General features: G+C 71.6%; 14 protein-coding genes. 6 read left to right on the top strand and 8 right to left on the bottom strand.

Annotated elements, in window-relative coordinates; genetic code table 11:
• Window positions 1–26 precede the first annotated feature (26 nt).
• The 3 genes from CGQ25_RS14060 to CGQ25_RS14050 all read right to left on the bottom strand — a co-directional run bounded on the left by CGQ25_RS14060 (window position 27) and on the right by CGQ25_RS14050 (window position 4,001).
• The gene (locus CGQ25_RS14060) at window positions 27–2,672 is read right to left on the bottom strand and encodes an ATP-dependent DNA ligase (RefSeq protein WP_208710489.1); all 2,646 of its coding nucleotides are present in this window, start codon (window positions 2,670–2,672) and stop codon (window positions 27–29) included.
• A gap of 98 nt (window positions 2,673–2,770) precedes the next feature.
• Window positions 2,771–3,301, bottom strand: coding sequence for a DUF805 domain-containing protein (locus CGQ25_RS14055; RefSeq protein ID WP_208710488.1), 531 nt, complete (start codon window positions 3,299–3,301; stop codon window positions 2,771–2,773).
• Window positions 3,302–3,443: 142 nt separating this feature from the next.
• Window positions 3,444–4,001 carry a flavodoxin domain-containing protein gene (locus tag CGQ25_RS14050; RefSeq protein WP_255405336.1) on the bottom strand — a complete coding sequence of 186 codons (558 nt, stop codon included), beginning with the start codon at window positions 3,999–4,001 and terminating at the stop codon, window positions 3,444–3,446.
• Window positions 4,002–4,109: 108 nt separating this feature from the next.
• Here CGQ25_RS14050 and CGQ25_RS14045 point away from each other — a divergent pair, with 108 nt between their 5' ends.
• The gene (locus CGQ25_RS14045) at window positions 4,110–5,060 is read left to right on the top strand and encodes a Ku protein (protein ID WP_208710487.1); all 951 of its coding nucleotides are present in this window, start codon (window positions 4,110–4,112) and stop codon (window positions 5,058–5,060) included.
• A gap of 4 nt (window positions 5,061–5,064) precedes the next feature.
• Here CGQ25_RS14045 and CGQ25_RS14040 read toward each other — a convergent pair whose 3' ends face one another.
• The 5 genes from CGQ25_RS14040 to CGQ25_RS14020 form a co-directional block, all read right to left on the bottom strand.
• Window positions 5,065–5,913 carry a Rieske 2Fe-2S domain-containing protein gene (locus CGQ25_RS14040; protein ID WP_208710486.1) on the bottom strand — a complete coding sequence of 283 codons (849 nt, stop codon included), beginning with the start codon at window positions 5,911–5,913 and terminating at the stop codon, window positions 5,065–5,067.
• Window positions 5,914–6,112: 199 nt separating this feature from the next.
• Window positions 6,113–6,580, bottom strand: a complete 468-nt coding sequence (locus CGQ25_RS14035) for a ribose-5-phosphate isomerase (RefSeq protein WP_208710485.1) — start codon at window positions 6,578–6,580, stop codon at window positions 6,113–6,115.
• Complete coding sequence (locus tag CGQ25_RS14030) at window positions 6,577–8,337, bottom strand: dihydroxyacetone kinase family protein (RefSeq protein WP_208710484.1); 1,761 nt, start codon at window positions 8,335–8,337, stop codon at window positions 6,577–6,579. The genes CGQ25_RS14035 and CGQ25_RS14030 overlap by 4 nt, the downstream gene beginning before the upstream one ends.
• Before the next feature lie 351 nt (window positions 8,338–8,688).
• Window positions 8,689–9,462, bottom strand: coding sequence for an SDR family NAD(P)-dependent oxidoreductase (locus CGQ25_RS14025; RefSeq protein ID WP_208710483.1), 774 nt, complete (start codon window positions 9,460–9,462; stop codon window positions 8,689–8,691).
• 41 nt (window positions 9,463–9,503) lie between these two features.
• Window positions 9,504–10,340 (bottom strand): sugar phosphate isomerase/epimerase, encoded by an 837-nt coding sequence (locus CGQ25_RS14020; RefSeq protein ID WP_208710482.1) that lies wholly within the window; start codon window positions 10,338–10,340, stop codon window positions 9,504–9,506.
• A 184-nt stretch (window positions 10,341–10,524) separates the two neighbouring features.
• Here CGQ25_RS14020 and CGQ25_RS14015 point away from each other — a divergent pair, with 184 nt between their 5' ends.
• The 5 genes from CGQ25_RS14015 (at window position 10,525) to CGQ25_RS13995 (ending at window position 15,100) form a co-directional block, all read left to right on the top strand.
• The gene (locus CGQ25_RS14015; RefSeq protein WP_208710481.1) at window positions 10,525–11,865 is read left to right on the top strand and encodes an MFS transporter; all 1,341 of its coding nucleotides are present in this window, start codon (window positions 10,525–10,527) and stop codon (window positions 11,863–11,865) included.
• 23 nt (window positions 11,866–11,888) lie between these two features.
• Window positions 11,889–12,797, top strand: coding sequence for a transketolase (locus CGQ25_RS14010; protein WP_208710480.1), 909 nt, complete (start codon window positions 11,889–11,891; stop codon window positions 12,795–12,797).
• Window positions 12,794–13,801 carry a transketolase family protein gene (locus tag CGQ25_RS14005; protein WP_208710479.1) on the top strand — a complete coding sequence of 336 codons (1,008 nt, stop codon included), beginning with the start codon at window positions 12,794–12,796 and terminating at the stop codon, window positions 13,799–13,801. The genes CGQ25_RS14010 and CGQ25_RS14005 overlap by 4 nt, the downstream gene beginning before the upstream one ends.
• Window positions 13,802–13,929: 128 nt before the next feature.
• Window positions 13,930–14,580 (top strand): GntR family transcriptional regulator, encoded by a 651-nt coding sequence (locus CGQ25_RS14000; protein ID WP_208710478.1) that lies wholly within the window; start codon window positions 13,930–13,932, stop codon window positions 14,578–14,580.
• Window positions 14,581–14,824: 244 nt separating this feature from the next.
• Window positions 14,825–15,100 carry a hypothetical protein gene (locus CGQ25_RS13995; RefSeq protein WP_208710477.1) on the top strand — a complete coding sequence of 92 codons (276 nt, stop codon included), beginning with the start codon at window positions 14,825–14,827 and terminating at the stop codon, window positions 15,098–15,100.
• Window positions 15,101–15,110 lie beyond the last annotated feature (10 nt).

Genomic DNA, 15,110 nt, shown 5'->3' with positions numbered 1-15,110 from the left:
AACAATCTTTCGGTCAGGCGAGCGCGTCAGCGCTCGAGCACCACATCCTCGGGGGCCTTGTCCGGCCGCCAGCCGCGCCAGACCGGGTGGCGGAGCCGTCCGCCGGAGGTCATCTCCGAGTAGGACACCTCGCCGACGTACTTCGGGGTGACCCAGTGCGCCTCCCTCGCGTCCGCCGCCGGCATCTCCTCGAGGGGAGAGGTCTTCCGCTCCAGCGGGCGCAGCTTCGAGGAGATCTCGTCGAGCATCGCGTCCGTGAAGCCCGAGCCGACCCTTCCGGCGTAGACCAGCCGCCCGGCGTCGTCCGGGATGCCCACGAACAGGGACCCGAGCGTCGCGGCGCGGCTCCCGTTGCCCTCCCGCCAGCCGCCCACCACGACCTCCTGGGTGCGCTCGTTCTTGACCTTCAGCCAGGCCCCGGACCGCCGGCCGGGCTCGTAGCGCGAGCCGAGCCGCTTCGCGAGGATCCCCTCGAGGCTGTGCTCCGCGGAGGCGGCGAGGACGTGCTCGGCGTCGCCGTCGAACAGGGGGGAGAGCTGGACGTTCTCCGGCAGGCCGCCGTCGGCCAGGAGCTCGAGCGCGGCGCGGCGCTCGCGGAACGGAAGCCGGGTGAGGTCGCGGCCCTCGTACTCGAGGAGGTCGAACAGCACGATCCGCACCGGGACGTCGCGGCGTGCGCGTTCGACGTCGGCGGGCCGGGTCAGGTTCATGCGCTGCTGGAGGCGCCCGAAGTCCGGGCGGCCGCGTGAGTCCTGGGCGATGATCTCGCCGTCGAGCACGGCCGGCCCGAGCTCGGCGAGGCCGGACAGCTCCGGGTAGGTGGTCATCTGGTCGATCCCCTTCCGGCTCATGAGCCGCAGCGGCTCGGCGCGGGCGTCGACGATCGCGCGGATGCCGTCCCACTTCATCTCGAGCGCCCAGTCGTCGCCGCGCACCATCCCGAGGGTGCCCTGCTGGGCGAGCATGGGCGACGGCGCCGGGCCGGTCCGCGCGGCAGGGGTGACCTCGGCGTTACTAGGGGTGACTTCGGCGGCAGAGGGGGTGACTTCGGCGTCACCGGGGGTGACGTCGGCGGCCTTCGCTTCCTTCGCGCCCTTGGCGTCGTGGCGCCAGTGGCCCTTTTCCTGGTCCTTCATGAGGTGGGCGAGCCAGTTCTCCTTCCCGCCCGAGTCGCCGCCGCCGTAGCCGCCATCAGGGTGGATGAGCGCGAGCCGGACCCCCTCGCCGGGCCGCCCCAGCCCGGCGGCCACCCCGCGGAGGCCGCCGCCCTCGCGCCCGTGCAGCAGGACGATGATCTCCTTGCCGTCGATCCACTTCTCGACCTCGTACGTCCCGGTGTCCCACACGGACATCTCGCCGGCGCCGTACTCGCCCTTCGGGATGGTGCCGGTGAACGTGAGGTACTCGATCGGGTGGTCCTCGGTGTGCACGGCGAGGTGGTTCGCGCGGGTATCCGTGGGGATGCCCTTAGGGATCGCGAACGAGGCCAGCACGCCCTCGTGCTCGAGCCGTAGGTCCCAGTGGAGGCGCCGCGCATGGTGCTCGTGGATCACGAACGTGTCCCCCCGCCCCGGCGTGGGCGCCTCGAGGGGGACGGGCTCCGGGGTCTTGGCGGCATCGCGCTTGGCGCGGTACTCGGTCAGCGGGTCGGCGGACGACGCCGCGCGGCCGCCGCCGTCGTCGTCCCCGCCTGACGCGCGCGCACCCGAGCGCGAGGCGGCCCCCGCGGAGGCGCGGGCCCGTGGCAGGGACGAGCGTGCGCCGTCGTGCTCCGACAGCGTCGGGGGGTGCAGCGGGGCGAACAGGTCTCCGAACGTCTCCAGCCGGGCGGCCATCTCGTCGTAGCGCACGTGTGCCAGATCCGGGGAGCCGATCTCCTCCCACGTCCTGGGCGCGGCGACCATGGGCTGGGCGCGCCCGCGCAGGGAGTAGGGGGCGATCGTGGTCTTCTGGCCGCTGTTCTGGCTCCAGTCCACGAGGACGCGGCCGGTGCGCAGGGTCTTCTTCTGGTCGGCGACGATCAGGTCCGGGTGGTCCGCTTCGAGGGACTTCGCGAGCTCGCGCGCGACCGCTGCGACCTGCTCCCATGCTTGGCTGCCGTCCAGCTTCGCGTACAGGTGGATGCCCTTGGAGCCGCTCGTGACGGGCACGGACGTGAGCCCCATGTCGTCGAAGATGGGCTTGACGAGGTGGGCCACCTCGACGCACTCGGGAAGGCCCGCGCCGGGGCCGGGGTCGAGGTCGATCACGAGCCGGTCCGGATTGATCATCGTGTCCTCTTCGACCGCGCGCCACTGCGGCACGTGGATCTCGAGGGCGGCGATCTGGGCGAGCCAGACTAGGGTGGGCAGGTCGTTGACCAGCGGGTACGTGTTGGTCGAGCGGCGGTGGTGGAGCGTGACGCGCTGGACCCACTCCGGGGTCGAGCGGTCGTCCAGGTTCTTCTGGAAGAACACCTCTCCGGGCTCCTCCGCAGTGCCGACCCCGTGCACCCAGCGCTTGCGGGTCGCGGGCCGGTCCCGTACCGCTGGGATCATCACGGCGGCGACGCTCCGGTAGTACTCGATGACGTCGCCCTTGGTCGTCCCGGCGTCCGGGTAGAGCACCTTGTCCAGGTTGGACAGGCTGAGCCGGCGGCCTTCGATCTCGACGGTCTCGCGCTGCGGGGCCATGCGGTTACCCTCCCATGGGGTGCGTCGGGCGGGGAAGATGTCCCCCTGCACCTACCCGCCATGCGGAGGGTCGAACCGATGCCCGCGCACCAGGAGCCCTACTCGGAGGGCGGACCGCCCGGCTCGCGCCGGTAGGGCGGCTGCGGAGGCTGCGGCGGTGTGTAGGTGGGAGGCGATGGCATCTGGCCGTACGCCGCCGGGTACCTGTCGAAGCGTTGGCCTCTCGGGTTCTCCGGCTGGGCGAGCATCACGATGAGCGCGATCCAACCGAGCACAGGAATCACCGCGAGCAGCAGGAGCCACCCGCTGAGGTTGACGTCATGGAGCCGCCGCGCCGCCACCGCCAGCCCGGGGACCACCGTGGCGAGGAACCAGAGGCCGCCGAGCCCGCTCGTACCGGTCGGCTGCCCGTTGACCACGGTCGGACCGATGGAGTTCAGGACCGCGGATGCCAGCGCTGAGGCGAGGAACCACCACCAGTACTCGCTGCGGCTCGCGCGTCCGGAGAAGACGGCGTACTTCTGGAAGACGCGTTTGACCGCCTCGACGGGCGGGGCTCCGTAGTAGGGAAGCTCGAGCGGAGGCACTGCGCCACCGCTGGCTGGGTACGAAGGCTGGTGGACGGTCATCGAACCGTTCCTTTCAACTGGACGCTGCCGATGCCCCACGCTAGGCGTGGCGGCGGTCTGGCGGTAAGAGTCGCAAGACCCCACCTGCGAGGTGGCGCACGACGGCGGGTGCGCACCCGCCGTCGTCCGCCCCCCTCGGGGATCAGGGCCGGTGAGCGCGGAGCTCCTCGGCAATCCCGCGGGCCCACGCTTCGATGTCATCCCAGTCGCGGAAGTCCCCGCTGGGCATCGCGCTGAGCGGATTCCCCGGCAGGTGGCTCATGGCCTTCTCCATGAGCCCGACCGGGGGTGTCGAGGGGTCCCACGCGCCGAAGAACACGTGTTCGCCCTTGACTCGGAGGAGGTCCGCGAACTTCCCGAACTCCTTGGGCTCGCTCGTTTCGAGGACGTCGCGGCCCTCCTTGTCGACCTTGTCGTCTCCGAGGGGACCGCTGCTGAAGAGCCAGACGGGCCGCTGCGCGAGCTCGGCCTCGTGGTGCTTCGCGAACGCCGTCGCCTCGCGCATCCAGTGGAACGCGTAGGCCGCGCTGCCCAGAACGACGGCGTCGTAGGGCGTGAGGTCGTCGACCTCGCCGACGGGTCTGGCGGTCGCCGGAAGCCCTTCGGCGGTGAGAGTGGAGGCGATCCGCTCGGCGATCGCGGCGGTCGCCCCGTGCTTGCTGGCATAGGCAACGAGGACGTTCATAGGGGTTCCTTTCATGGATGACTCCACGGTGGCCCCTCCGCGTCCACTCGACTAGGGCCGAAAGCCGCGCCACTCGGGGCGTCCGCCTATCCAAGCCCTCCAATGTGCGGTTCACTTAGGCACATGCGGTCAATCTGGAAGGGCGCCATCAGCTTCGGCCTGGTCAGCGTGCCCGTGAAGGTGTACAGCGCCACCGAGGACCACGACATCAAGCTCCACCAGGTCCACGACAAGGACCGGGGCCGGATCCGCTACCAGCGCCGCTGCGAGGTGTGCGGCGAGGTGGTCGAGTACGCGGACATCGACAAGGCGTACGAGGAGGGCGGCCGCACGGTGGTCCTCACGGACGAGGACCTCGAGTCGCTCCCGGTGGAGCGCAGCCGCGAGATCGAGGTGGTCGAGTTCGTCCCCGACGAGCAGATCGACCCCATGTTCTTCGAGAAGAGCTACTACCTCGAGCCCGAGAAGGTCGGCGTCAAGCCCTACCAGCTGCTGCGGCGCACCCTCGAGCAGACCGAGCTGACCGCCGTCGTGAAGTTCGCGCTCCGGCAGAAGACGCGGCTCGGGGCCCTGAGGGTGCGCGGGGACGTGATGGTCCTCCAGTCCCTGCTGTGGCCGGACGAGGTGCGCGAGGCCGCCTTCCCCATCCTCGAGGACACGGACGTGAAGATCTCCGACAAGGAGCTCAAGATGTCCTCCTCGCTCGTGGAGAGCCTCTCCTCCGAGTTCGAGCCCGAGCAGTTCACCGACGAGTACCAGGAGCAGCTGCGCCAGCTCCTCGAGGCGAAGCTCGCCAAGGGCGACGCGGTGGACACCGAGGAGACCTTCGGCGCGCCCGCCGAGGAGGGCGAGGGCGCCGAGGTCCTCGACCTCATGGAGGCGCTGCGGCGCAGCGTCGAGAGCCGGCGCAAGGCGTCGGGTGCCCCGTCCGCCGCACCTGCGTCGGGCACTAGGGCGTCCGGCACCAAGGCGTCCGGCTCGCGGTCGGCGAAGGCGAAGGCCGCGGACGACGCCGAGGGGTCGCCCAAGGAGGAGAAGGTGCCTCCGAAGCGGCGCACCAGGAAGACCGGCTGAGGCCCTACCGCCGCGCGCGGATCTGGACGCGCCCGTCGCGGATGCGGGTGTCGTAGCTGGGCTGCGGCGTGCTCGCGGGGCCGTGCACGACTCCGCCGTCCGCCAGCCGGAAGGTGCTCCCGTGGAGCGGGCACGTCACGCACCCGTTCTCGATGGTTCCCTCGTTGAGGGAGCCGCCGGCGTGGGTGCACACGTTGTCGAGCGCGAGGAAGCGGCCGGCGTCGTGCACGACGAGCACCGGGATGTCGTCGGCCTGGACCAGAGTGGGCTTGTCCACGGACAGCTCGCTGGCCGCGCCGACGTCCTGCCAGTCGGTGGGACCCTCGTGCCACGCCGTCCGGGAGACCCTCACGCCCTTCGTGAAGGCGAGGTGCCCGCCGAGGTACCCGCTCGTGAGCAGCACCCCGAGGCCCGCGAACGCGAGCCCGCGTCCGGCGGTGCGGGCGCCCGCCTTCCGCGCCACGAGGGAGGCGCCGTAGAGGCCGAGCGCGGCGACGTTGAGCGCGGCGTGCACGATCCCGAGCCGGGTCTCCCCGCCCTGGGTGTCCGACCAGTCGCTGAAGCCGGCCGCCGCCGTCGGGACCGCCGCGACGAGCCCGGTGGCGACCAGGATGTCGGCCGCCTTCTCCGTCGGCTCGCCGAACAGGTCCAGGACCCCTGCCATGCTCCAGGCGCCGATCGGGAAGTCGGTGAGGACGGGGTGCAGGGGGTGCCCGGTCGGGATGCCGCTGAGGGCGTTCCGGACCAAGCGGGGCTTCAGGAGGGCATGGGCTGCCGTCCGCACGGGCTCCGCGACGGCGTCGAGGGCCTTCCAGCGCTCGAGCCGGCTGACGGCGTCGTCCAACAGGTTCATCGTGCTCTCCTTGGCCGCGGGGCGGGGACAGGAGTCACTTACCCGCGTTCGCGTTCCTCACGCCCGCATGACGACCGCACCCATCTGGGGGTCACGTTCTGGGGGTCGCGTGACGTGACTCCCAGAACGTGACTCCCAGAAGGTGACCTTCAGGAGGTGACCTTCAGACGCGGGGGAGAGGCGCTCAGCAGCCCTCCGCTCAGCAGCCTTCGTAGTCGCTGAGCACCTGGACCTTTGCCGCCGAGGCCGAGGCCGGGTCGAACGTGTACCCGATCCACTCCCTGGCCAGCCGCCGTGCGAGCTCAAGCCCCACCACGCGCTGGCCCATCGTGAGGACCTGGCAGTTGTTCGACAGGATCGACCGTTCCACCGAGAAGGAGTCGTGCGCCGCCGTGGCGCGGATCCCGGGGACCTTGTTGGCCGCGATGGCCACCCCGATCCCGGTGCCGCAGAACAGCAGCGCCCTGTCTGCCTTGCCCTCGCTGATCATCTCCCCGGCCGCCACGCCCACGTAGGGGTAGGGCCGAGCGAAGTCCTCGGCCTCACGGTGCACGCCGATGTCGATGACCTCGGCCACCCGCGGATCCGCCTCGAGGTCCTTCCGCAGGGTCTCCTTGTAGTCCACCCCGGCCTCGTCGCAACCGATGACAATCCTCAGCCCGCTCATGCGGACACCTCCTGATGTGTTCCAGAAACAATGGCTGGCCCGAGGGCCATGAACACCGCCGCGAGCGAGGTCGCGCCGGGGTCCGGGGTGCCGACGCTCTTCTCCGCGAGCGGCCGCGCCCGGCCCTTGCGCGGGGTGAGCCCGGCGGTCGCCGCGGCGGCCTCCTCGGCTGCCCGGCACGCCTGCTCCCACGCCTCGCCCAGGCTCAGGCCGCGCACGACGCCGCCGCGCAGCTCGGCCTCGAACGGCACCAGCGCGTCGACGAGCGTCTTGTCGCCCGGCTGCGCCCCGCCCAGGGCCGCGATCCGGGCGGCGAACGCCGTGATGCCGGCGGCGACCCCGGCGGCGTCCGGCACCTCGAGGTCCCCGATCGCCTCGCCCCAGGCCCGCAGTCCCGCGCCCCACAGGACCCCCGAGGTCCCGCCGGCGCGGTCGGCCCAGGCGTCGCCGGCGGCGGCCAGCACGGAGCCGGCCGCGCGGCCGGCGTCGAGCGCCTCGCGCGCCGCGGCGACCGCTGCCCCTGCGCCGCGGACCATGCCGCGGCCGTGGTCGCCGTCGCCCGCCACGGCGTCCATCGCGCCGAGGTGCGCCTCGAGCTCCCCGAGCCGGGCGGAGGCCGCGCCGAGCGCCTCGACGCACGCCGCGGCGTACCCGCGCGAGGCCTCGGACGACGGCGGCGCCTCGGCAGCGGCGGCCGGCCCGCCGTCGTCGTCCGGGCCCTCGGCGGACTCGGCGGGGGTCAGCGACCCGCGGCGGAACGCGGGCGTCTCGGCGGGGGCGAGCCAGAGCTGCTCGAGCTCCTCGTCGAGCCACGTGACCGTGAGCGAGACGCCGGCCATGTCCAGGCTCGTGACGAGCTCGCCGACCTCGGGCGCGACGATCTCGTAGCCCGCCGCGCGCAGCAGCGGCGCGACGGTGGCCCAGAGGACGAACAGCTCCTCGTGCTTGGTGGAGCCGAGCCCGTTGAGGATCACGGCGATCCGCGCCAGGCCGTCGGCGCTCTCGTCCCTGGCATCTGCGGGCGCCTCCGCGAGGACGCCCTCGACGAGGGCAGCTCCGAGCTCCGCGGCAGACGGCAGCGGGACGTCCCGCAGGCCCGGCTCGCCGTGGATGCCGAGGCCGAGTCCCATGTGGCCCTCGGGGAGGGCGAACAGGGGAGCGTCGGCCCCGGGGAAGGTGCAGCCGGAGAAGGCGGTGCCGAGGGTGCGCGTGCGGTCGTTGGCCTTGCGGCCGAGCCGCACGACCTCGTCGAGGTCCAGCCCGGCCTCCGCGGCGGCGCCCATGGCCTTGAAGACCACGAAGTCGCCGGCGATGCCGCGGCGCCGCTCGGCCTCGGAGGCGGGGGCGGAAGCGATGTCGTCCGTCACGAGGACGTTCTCGGCCCGGATGCCCTCGGCCGCGAGGCGCTCGGAGGCGAGGCCGAAGTTCATCACGTCGCCCGCGTAGTTGCCGTAGGTGAAGACGACGCCGGCACCGGACTCGGCCGCGCGGGCCAAGGTCACGGCCTGCTGCGTGGAGGGCGAGGTGAAGATGTTCCCCACCACGGCGCCGTCGGCGAACCCCGCGCCGATGAGACCGGCGAAGGCGGGGTAGTGCCCCGAGCCGCCGCCCACAAGGACGGCCACCTTGGGCTGGGCGGGGCGGCGCCGGCGGACGGCGCCGCCGGGCACCCGGCGGACCAGGCCCGCGTGGAGGTCGCAGAAGCCCGCGAGGGCCTCGTCGGCGAAGTCTGCGGGGTCGTTGGAGATGCGCGTCATGGGATGACTCCTTGGAACGGTGGTGAGGGGACATGGCGCTGGTTGAGCGGAGTCGAAGCCGGGGTGCCGACAGCAGGTTTCGACTCCGCTTCGCTACGCTCAACCGCCGTTGTGGCGACGGGGAGGAGCAGGTTTCGATTCCGCTTCGCTCCGCTCAACCGCCGCTGTGCCGACCGGGAGGAGCAGGTTTCGACTCCGCTTCGCTCCGCTCAACCGCCGCTGCGTCGACCGGGAGGAGCAGGTTTCGACTCCGCTTCGCTCCGCTCAACCGCCGTTGCGCCGCCCGGCTGGAGCAGGTTTCGACTCCGCTTCGCTCCGCTCAACCGCCGTTGCGCCGCCCGGCTGCCGTGGTCAGTGGATGTGGCTGCCGCCGTTGATGTCCATCGTCGTGCCGGTGAGGTACGCGGCGTCCTCGGAGGACAGGAAGGTGAACAGGGCCGCGACCTCTTCGGTGGTGGCGTTGCGGCCGATCGGGATGCCCGCGTTGATGGCGGCCTCCTGCTCGTCCGTGCTGCCGACGCGGATGTTGGTGTCCACGGCGCCGGGCGTGATGGCGTTGACGGTGACGCCGGTCGGGGCGATCTCGCGGGCGAGCGCCTTGGTGAAGCCGAGGATGGCGGCCTTCGCGGCGGAGTAGGGGACCTTGCCGAACACGCCGCCGCCGCGCTGGGCGGACACGGAGGACATGTTGACGATGCGGCCCCAGCCGGCCTCGATCATGGCCGGGAGGAAGGCCTTGGTCACGAGGTAGGTGCCGGTGGCATTCACGGCCATGACCTTGTTCCACAGGGCGAGGTCCGTCTCGAGGAACGGCACGGGGGAGGTGATGCCGGCGATGTTGGCGAGCGCGCCGACCACGGGCAGGCGGCCGGCGGCGACCTCGGCGGCGACGGTGTCGGCGGCCGCGGCGACCGAGGCCTCGTCGGCGACATCGACCTGGTGCCCGAACGCCGGGACGTTGAACTCGTTGGCGATGTCCTGAGCGGTCTTCGCGGACTTCTCGCCGTCGAGGTCCAGGATGACGACGGCCCAGCCCTCGCGGGCGTAGCGGCGCGCAGTGGTGAGGCCGATCCCCCTCTCGGACGTGGCGCCGGTGAGGACTGCAGTGCGCTGGATGGTGCTCATGGTGGTTCCTTTGCGAGTTTCTGAGGGTCAGGTTCTGGGGGTCAGATGAGGTCGGTGATGAAGCTCGCGGCCTTGGCAGCGGCCGCCGGGCGCTCCGCGTGGGTGAGGTCGTGGGCCTCGAGCTCGAGCGAGAAATGCCCGTCGAAGCCCGTCTCCCGCAGCGCCGCGAGGGCGTCCGCGAAGTCCACGGAGCCGTTGCCGATGCTGAGGTTGATGTTCCCGGGGACGGCGTCGCGCAGGTGGACGTGGGCGATGCTGCCCGCGCCCCGGGCGGCGAACGCGGAGACCGCCTCCCGCGGCTGGCTCCCGGAGGCGACCACGTGGGAGAGGTCGACGACGTGGCGCACCCGGGTGCCCTCGAGCCGGTCGGCGAGGGCCAGCGCGCGGTCGAGGGTCCCGCACAGGCGGTAGAAGTGCAGGGACTCGGTCCAGAGCTCGACGCCGTACTCCGCCGCGCGCTCGCCGGCTGCGGCGAGCTGGGCCGCGACGAGGTCGAGGTCCTCGTCCAGGGAACGTGCCGGCTCGGGGGAGAGCGCGCCGCACGGGAGCACCAGCGCCTTGGCGCCGACGGCCACGGTGAGGCCCAGGAGCCGGTCGAGGTGCTCGGTCCGCGCTGCCTCGGCGGCGGCGTCCAGCGGGACGTTGAGGTCGCCGATGTCCCCGTTGACCGACCGGACCCGCAGCCCGGCTGCCGAGACCGCCTCGGCGACCCGGCCGGCGTCGTGCGCGGTGAGCTCGAAGGGGACGTGGTCGCACACGCCCGGGAGGGCGCCCAGGTCGATCTCCTCGAAGCCAAGCTCCGCCATCGTGGCCAGGGCCTCGGCCAGCGGCAGGTGCCGGAAGCTGATCGAGGAGCAGCCGAGTCGGTCGTGGAACATCGTTGGTCCCTCCGGGGAGGTAGGCGGAAGAGGTGTGACGCCAACCACGGTACGGCGGACGACTGTCAACAGTCAACTAGTCAAGTCGACTGTTGACAGTATGGGGTGATGCAGCGCACACTGGCATATCATGTTGACTGTCAACAGAGGCAGCGGCAGATCTCTTCGACTCGGAAGGAACGCAATGAGCAACGAGGCTCTGGCCATGCGCGGCCCGGTCCACGGCACCAAGGACGCCAAGCGCGTGGCCGTGGGTTCTGGCGTGGGGGCCGTCATCGAGACCTACGACTTCATCGGGTTCGGCACCGCGGCCGCACTCTACTTCAACACCGCCTTCTTCCCCGGCGCGGACCCGGTGACGGGCACCCTCGCCTCGTTCGCGACGCTCGGGGTCGGGTTCGCGGCCCGCCCGCTCGGCGGCATCGTCGGCGGCCACCTCGGCGACAAGCTCGGCCGCAAGCCGGTCCTCGTCGCCTCGCTCATCATCATGGGCCTCGCGACCTTCGCGATCGGCCTCCTCCCGACCTACGCCATGGTGGGCGTCCTCGCCCCGACGCTCCTCGTGATCGTGCGCATCATCCAAGGCCTCGCGTTCGGTGCGGAGTGGGGCGGCGCGATCCTCATGAGCTACGAGCACGCCCCATGGCGGCGCAAGGGCGCCCTCACCGGCATCGTCCAGGCCGGCTTCCCCGTGGGCCTGCTCCTGGCCAACCTCGTCTTCCTCTTCAGCGTCCACCTCGGGGACGAGTGGGCCTGGCGCATCCCGTTCCTCGCGAGCCTCGCGCTCGTGATCGTGGGCCTCATCATCCGGTCCAAGGTGCCCGAGTCGCCCGTGTTCGAGGACGTCAAGGAGCGTGGCGAGATCGCCAAGGCGCCCATCGTGCAGGTGGTCAGGGAGGACTGGCGCAACATCCTGCGGGGCATCGGCCTGCGCATCGCCGAGACCGCTGGCTACGCCGTGTCGGTCACGTACATGATCTCGTACCTCAACTCCTCCAAGCTCGCGGACAAGAACCAGACCCTCATCGCGCTCTGCATCGCCGCCGCGATCGGCATCTTCGCCACGTGGGCGTGGGGCTCCCTCACGGACAAGGTCGGGCGCAAGCCCGTCTACGTCTGGTCCACCGCGTTCGCCGTCGTGTTCGGCGTGCCGATGTTCCTGCTGGTCAACACGGGGATGTTCCTGTTCATCGTCGCCACGATCGTGATCGCGTACGCCGTCTGCCAGAACTCCCTCGCCGGCGCCCAGGGCGCCTGGTTCCCGGAGCTCTTCCAGGCGAAGACCCGCTCCTCCGGCGCCTCGCTGGCCTACCAGATCTCCGCTATGGTCTCCGGCTTCACCCCGTTCATCACCACGCTCCTGTTCGTGGCGTTCGGCTGGGTCGGCCCGGCCCTGCTCTTCAGCCTCTACGGCGCGATCGGCCTCTGGGCCGCGGTCTCGACCCGCGAGACCTGGAGCCGCCGCGAGCGCGAGTTCGCCGAGCGGGTCGAGGCCGAGACCCCCGAGCCCGCCCACACCCACTGAAGGACCCGAAGGACCTGACACCGATGACTTCACCGACACTCGAACAGCGCGCCGCGGTCACCCCGGCCGAGCGCCGGGCCGCCGTCGAGGCCGCCGCCCACCGGATCCGCAGGCATGCCCTCTTCATGGGCGAGGTCCAGGGCCAGGGCTACGTGGGCCAGGCCCTCGGCGCCGCGGACATCCTCGCCACCGTCTACGCGGACCAGCTGCGCTTCCGCCCCGAGGACCCCGAGTGGGACGGCCGCGACCGGTTCCTCCTCTCGACGGGGCACTACGCGATCGGCCTGTACGCGGCGCTCGCCGAAGCCGGGATCATCCCGGTCGAGGAGCTCGAGACCTACGGGTCGGACGGCTCCCGGCTGCCGATGTCCGGCATGTCCACGTACACCCCGGGCATGGAGATCTCGGGCGGGTCCCTCGGGCACGGGCTCACCATCGCGGTCGGCCTGGCCCTGGGCCTGCGCCACCGCGACAACCCGGCCCGCGTCATCAACTTCCTCTCCGACGGCGAGCTCGACGAGGGCTCCACTTGGGAGGCCGCAATGGGCGCCGCGCACCACCGCCTCGGCCGGCTGACCGCCGTCGTGGACATCAATGCGCTCCAGGCGGACGGCGCCACCGAGGGCGTGCTGCGCACCGAGCCTGTCGCCGACAAGTGGGCCGCGTGCGGCTGGCGCGTGTTCCGGGTCGACGGGAACGACGTTGGCGCCCTCCTGGAGGCGTTCGACGCCGCCGGGTCGGCTTCCGCGGTGACGGCCGACGGCGCGGGGGCACCCGCCGTCGTGCTCTGCGACACCAAGGTGGGCCGGGGCGTGCCACTGCTGGAGACCCGCGAGAAGGCGCACTTCATGCGGATCGAGGAGCACGAGTGGGCGGTCTGCAACGAGCAGCTCGAGGCGGGCTGGGCGGCCCGGCAGGAGGAGAAGGCATGAACACGGCAGCAGTCGCGACGGGCGCGGCACCCAAGCTGAAGACCTCGGCGATGATCGCCTCGTTTGCGGACCCGGGGCAGAAGACCGACTCGGCCCCGTTCGGCCACGCTCTCGCGGCCGCGGCCGAGGCGGACGAGCGGATCGTGGGCCTGACCGCAGACCTGGGCAAGTACACCGACATGCACATCTTCGCCCAGGCCCATCCGGAGCGGTTCTTCCAGATGGGCATGGCCGAGCAGCTGCTCTTCGGCGCGGCCGCGGGCATGGCCGAGGCCGGGCTGGTCCCGTTCGCCTCGACCTACTCGGTGTTCGCCGCCCGCCGCGCATACGACTTCATCTGCCTCGACATCGCCGAGCCCAACCTGAACGTCAACGTCGTGGGCGGCCTCCCGGGCCTGACCACGGGGTATGGGCCCTCGCACCAGGCGACCGAGGACATGGCGATCTTCCGCGGCATGCCGAACCTGACTATCGTCGACCCGTGCGACTCGGTCGACATCGCGCAGGCCGTCCCGCAGCTTGCCGCCTCCGAGGGCCCGACCTACCTGCGCCTCCTGCGCGGGAAGGTCCCGACCGTGCTGGACGAGTACGACTACGAGTTCGAGCTCGGCAAGGCCAAGGTCCTGCGCGGCGGGCGAGACGTCGTGTTCGTCTCCTCGGGGCTCATGACCATGCGCGCGCTGCAGGCCGCCCAGGCGCTGGAGAAGCACAAGGTGGACGTCGCCGTCGTGCACACCCCCACCATCAAGCCGTTCGACGAGGCGACCGTCCTCGCCGAGCTGGCCGGGGACCGGCTCGCGGTCACGCTCGAGAACCACACGGTGGTCGGCGGGCTGTTCGAGACGGTCGCGTCCGCACTGGTCAGGAACGGGCAGACGCGGCGCGTGGTGCCCGTGGGCCTGCCGGACGAGTTCCTCGACGCCGGCGCCCTGCCCACCCTGCACACCAAGTACGGGCTGAGCGTGGACCGGATCGTCGCGAAGGTCCTGTCCGAGCTGGGCTGACGCCGAGTCGGCCCAGAGCCGAGCAGGCTGGGAGCTGCCGGGCAGGCGCGGGTGCGATCCCCGCGCCTGCCCGTATCATCAATGTCAACGACCGTCGGATGACAGTCGACACGAGAGGGGGCGTGGCCATGACCGCGTCACTGCTGGGGCTCGAGAAGAAGAGCCTGCGCGAACAGGCTGTGACCGCCCTGCGCCGCGCCATCACTTCCGGCGAGCTGGAGCCGGGCCGGCACCTGGTCGAGACCGAGCTCTCGGAGATGCTCGGCATCAGCCGCGGCACGCTCCGCGAGGCGCTGCGGCAGCTCGAGCAGGAGGGCCTGGCGTCCGCCGGCCCCCGCGGCCGGCTGAGCGTGCGCCACCTCGACGAGAAGGAGATCCGGGACATCTTCTCGGTGCGTGCCGCGCTGGAATCCCTCGCCGCCCGCACGCTCATCGACCAGCCCCGCCGCGCCAAGGCCGTCGGGGAACTGCGCGAGGCGCTCGAGCTCATGGCCGACGCCGCCGACCGCTCCCTCGAGGACCGCATCGAGGCGGACCTGGACTTCCACCGGCTCCTCTGCAGGCTCTCCGGCAACGAGACCCTCCTCCACCAGTGGCAGTCCCTCGAGGGGTCGATCCGGATGTCCATTATGTTCGCCGGCCTCGAGCGGGCGACGAGCAACATGAGCGTCGCGCGGCACCGCGAGATCGTGGACGCCATCGAGTCCGGCGACGCCGTCACCGCCCGGGAGACCATCCTGTCCCACATGGACGCCGCCTCGGAGAACCTCGTCAGCTGACGGGGCTGGGCGCCTCCGCCCGGCGCGCGCGCTGTACCGACTTCCCCAGCATTGGGTGCAGAGTTCCCCAGCTTTAGTCGTCGCGTACCGGCGTGTCGCTGATTCTGCCCGGCGTGTCGCGGGCATGACCGCCCGAAGCTGGGGAGTTCGGCCCTGGAAGCTGGGGAGTTCGGAACACACCTCGGTGCCCACCCGGCGCGGGTCGCAGTGATTGACCGCGGAAGGCCCGGGGTAGCGGTGGGCCATGACTGAGAACACCGGCGGGAACGCAAGCGACAACGACTACCAGTCGGAGACGGTCGAGCCCCAGGATTCGGGCGAAGAGGCCAACGACATCCGCTTCTCCGAGGAGCAGCGGCTCATCCGCGAGCAGGCGCACGGCGTCCAGGCCGAGAAGCAGGACATCCCCGAGGGCGTGCCCGGTCTCGACGAGGCCGCGGCGGGCATCGATGTTCCGGATGCCGACCTCCGCGGCGGGGACGCGAGCGACGATCCCGCCTTCAACGGCAAGGAGCAGTAGCCGGCCGGGG

Origin of the sequence: Sinomonas sp. R1AF57 (assembly GCF_002224485.1) — a bacterium.
GTDB lineage: Bacteria > Actinomycetota > Actinomycetes > Actinomycetales > Micrococcaceae > Sinomonas > Sinomonas flava.
The sequence above is the reverse complement of the archived record's forward strand: the minus strand, read 5'-3'. Positions and strand labels throughout refer to the sequence as shown.